General features: G+C 31.8%; 3 protein-coding genes. 1 reads left to right on the top strand and 2 read right to left on the bottom strand.

Annotation, left to right across the window (positions count from 1 at the left end; genetic code table 11):
- Positions 1-196: hypothetical protein (locus IR213_RS16450; protein WP_228479219.1), on the top strand; the 196-nt coding region annotated here is incomplete at its 5' end.
- Positions 197-351: 155 nt separating this feature from the next.
- Here the strand turns inward: IR213_RS16450 and IR213_RS16015 are convergent.
- Positions 352-621, bottom strand: a complete 270-nt coding sequence (locus IR213_RS16015; RefSeq protein WP_194313289.1) for a hypothetical protein — start codon at positions 619-621, stop codon at positions 352-354.
- 288 nt (positions 622-909) lie between these two features.
- Positions 910-2,022: a M48 family metalloprotease gene (locus tag IR213_RS16010; protein ID WP_194313288.1), complete on the bottom strand. Its 1,113-nt coding sequence runs from the start codon at positions 2,020-2,022 to the stop codon at positions 910-912.
- Between the last annotated feature and the right edge of the window lie 137 nt (positions 2,023-2,159).

Raw genomic sequence — 2,159 nt, 5'->3', positions numbered from 1 at the left:
GATAAATACTTGCTTAAAGATAAAGAAAACTAAGGAGTTATCCAAATATTTTGAACGATTTTTAATACAAAAGAATAAACATTGGAAAGGAAGGTTTTTAGACAGTTTGACGTTCCCGCGCTACAAGCAGGCTGGGATTAAAGATGCGTATTCTTTCCGATATGCACAAATTTTACAAATACAAAAACAACTTTAAATTAATAAAAAATACCCAGCTTGCTTGTAGCGTGTGTTATGGCTTCGGTTTTATTTTTCGGTTTAGCTTCCGCACCGTTTTTAAGTCGTAAGTACAATTAAAATATATTATTATGTTTAAACAAAAATTTTATGTAAAAACAAGTGACATAAGCACTACTTCAAAACCTTTTGTACGAGTGAATAATAATTCTCGGAAGCAACTTCGGAAATCATTTTTTCCAATTCTTCAAATCTATTTGAAACGTTTTCGCTTATATCTGTATTCCCTTTTATTAATTCTTGCGTTTCTATTTGTCTTTTTAATATAGACCGTAAGTATGTTTGGTTAAAGCATCCAAGTTCTATAATTCTGATTAATGCAATACCTAAATCAACTTCGTGTTTTTGGTTACCCGATTCTCTTAAAATTTCTTCTGGAGTCATATTGTTTTATTTAGTTTTGGTTATCTTTAGCATTTCGGTTCTTTAAACTGAGCCATAATGGGCGCGCGCTTGACGAAGTCGCTTGATTTCTTCAAGCGTCGAGTTGGGCGAAGGGCGCGCCCATTGGGCAAAAGGTGCTCGCGCCTTTTGCCCAACGTTTCCTTGCTAGAGCTTGTGGCGGCTTATGGAAAGCTTTTTTTCCATAACCGCCCAAGCGAAGTTATGAAAAGTAAACGAACAATTTACCGAAAAACTAGCCATAAGTTTTAGCAAGTGTTAGGCATAGGTTTAGTAGTAGTCAACTCGGTCAATAAGTTCTTTTCCTCTCCATTTTGAATTTGGTTCATCTAAATACAGAGAGCCATAAAACTGATAATTTGGTAAATTATTTCTCGCATCATCTTCAATTATCATTTTAACTTTTTCAATGTCTTTTTTAAAATCCTGCCAATATTCTTTGTTAAAATTTTTTGGAAACTCAACTTGATTTAACAACATATCAAAACGTTTTGATGCTGGCGGATGTTCACGATTTATGAATTTTGTTGACGGAGCACATATTCCAATAAAATGTTCATAGATATCTAACTTCATAAACCATGTTAAAGCGCCTTCTAAAACAGCTTTTTTCATAGAATTACTATATTTTGGCAATTCAATGGAAACTAAATCGGCTTCAAATTCTTCGATTTGAGTTTGCGTATATGATACAATTGGCTTGTAGTCTTCTTGATTTTCAAGAATTCCCCTGAAAATAGGCTTTTCAATAACATTTTCATCAGATAAGTGTCCACAAAGATGATGTGAAAATTCATGACCAGCTATAAATAATAATTCATTTGGGATATCTTTTTCCATTAATATTCCAACATTTTTTGGAACAATACCGCGAGGATCCATATAAAAGTCTAAAGCTTCACTTTGTAACATTACTCTTATTGCTATTCGTATTGCATTTACTCTCACATAAAGTGGGACTTCTGTTTGAAAATTTAATAATCCTAAATTCATAAATTTTAAAAAGAAGCGAATCGAATCAGAAATGTTTATCATTGTTCCATATGGACTTTTAAAAATCAAACCACTTACTTGATTTGAAAATATATTACCATAAGTTATTTCTTTACAATTCTCTTTATTCTCTTTGTTTAGGTGTGATAAAAATTTTTCATAATGTAAATTTGAAAAGGACTTTTCTAAAGACCAATTTTTAGGATTTGCTATCGCTTTGTTGCGGTAAACGCGAAATAACCTCATGTGGTCCACAATGGTTTCTGCACGAATTTTCAGCAAATGATCTTTAGCATTTTGTACATTAAATACTCTTTCAATCTCACTTTTATTACAAACCGGGAAAAAAAATCCTTTTTGAATTTCTATAGGTACTTCTTTACTATCCATTTTTCTTAAAACTTATGCCTAACGTCAGTTCGTCTAAAAACCCTCAAACGAACTCAATTTTGTTAATCAGGGCGTAAATATATGTGATTTAAACTACAATTAAAATTCTTTGTTGAAAAACGGATTGTTCATTCTTA

The sequence above is a fragment of the Flavobacterium soyangense genome, assembly GCF_015277675.1.
Lineage (GTDB): Bacteria > Bacteroidota > Bacteroidia > Flavobacteriales > Flavobacteriaceae > Flavobacterium > Flavobacterium soyangense.
This window is presented reverse-complemented; position numbering and strand designations above follow the sequence as displayed.

What these genes read in the sequence shown, in the direction of transcription:
- IR213_RS16010 (WP_194313288.1), bottom strand. Translation starts at nt 2,022, where the DNA reads ATGGATAGTAAAGAAGTACCTATAGAAATTCAAAAAGGATTTTTTTTC.
- IR213_RS16015 (WP_194313289.1), bottom strand. Translation starts at nt 621, where the DNA reads ATGACTCCAGAAGAAATTTTAAGAGAATCGGGTAACCAAAAACACGAA.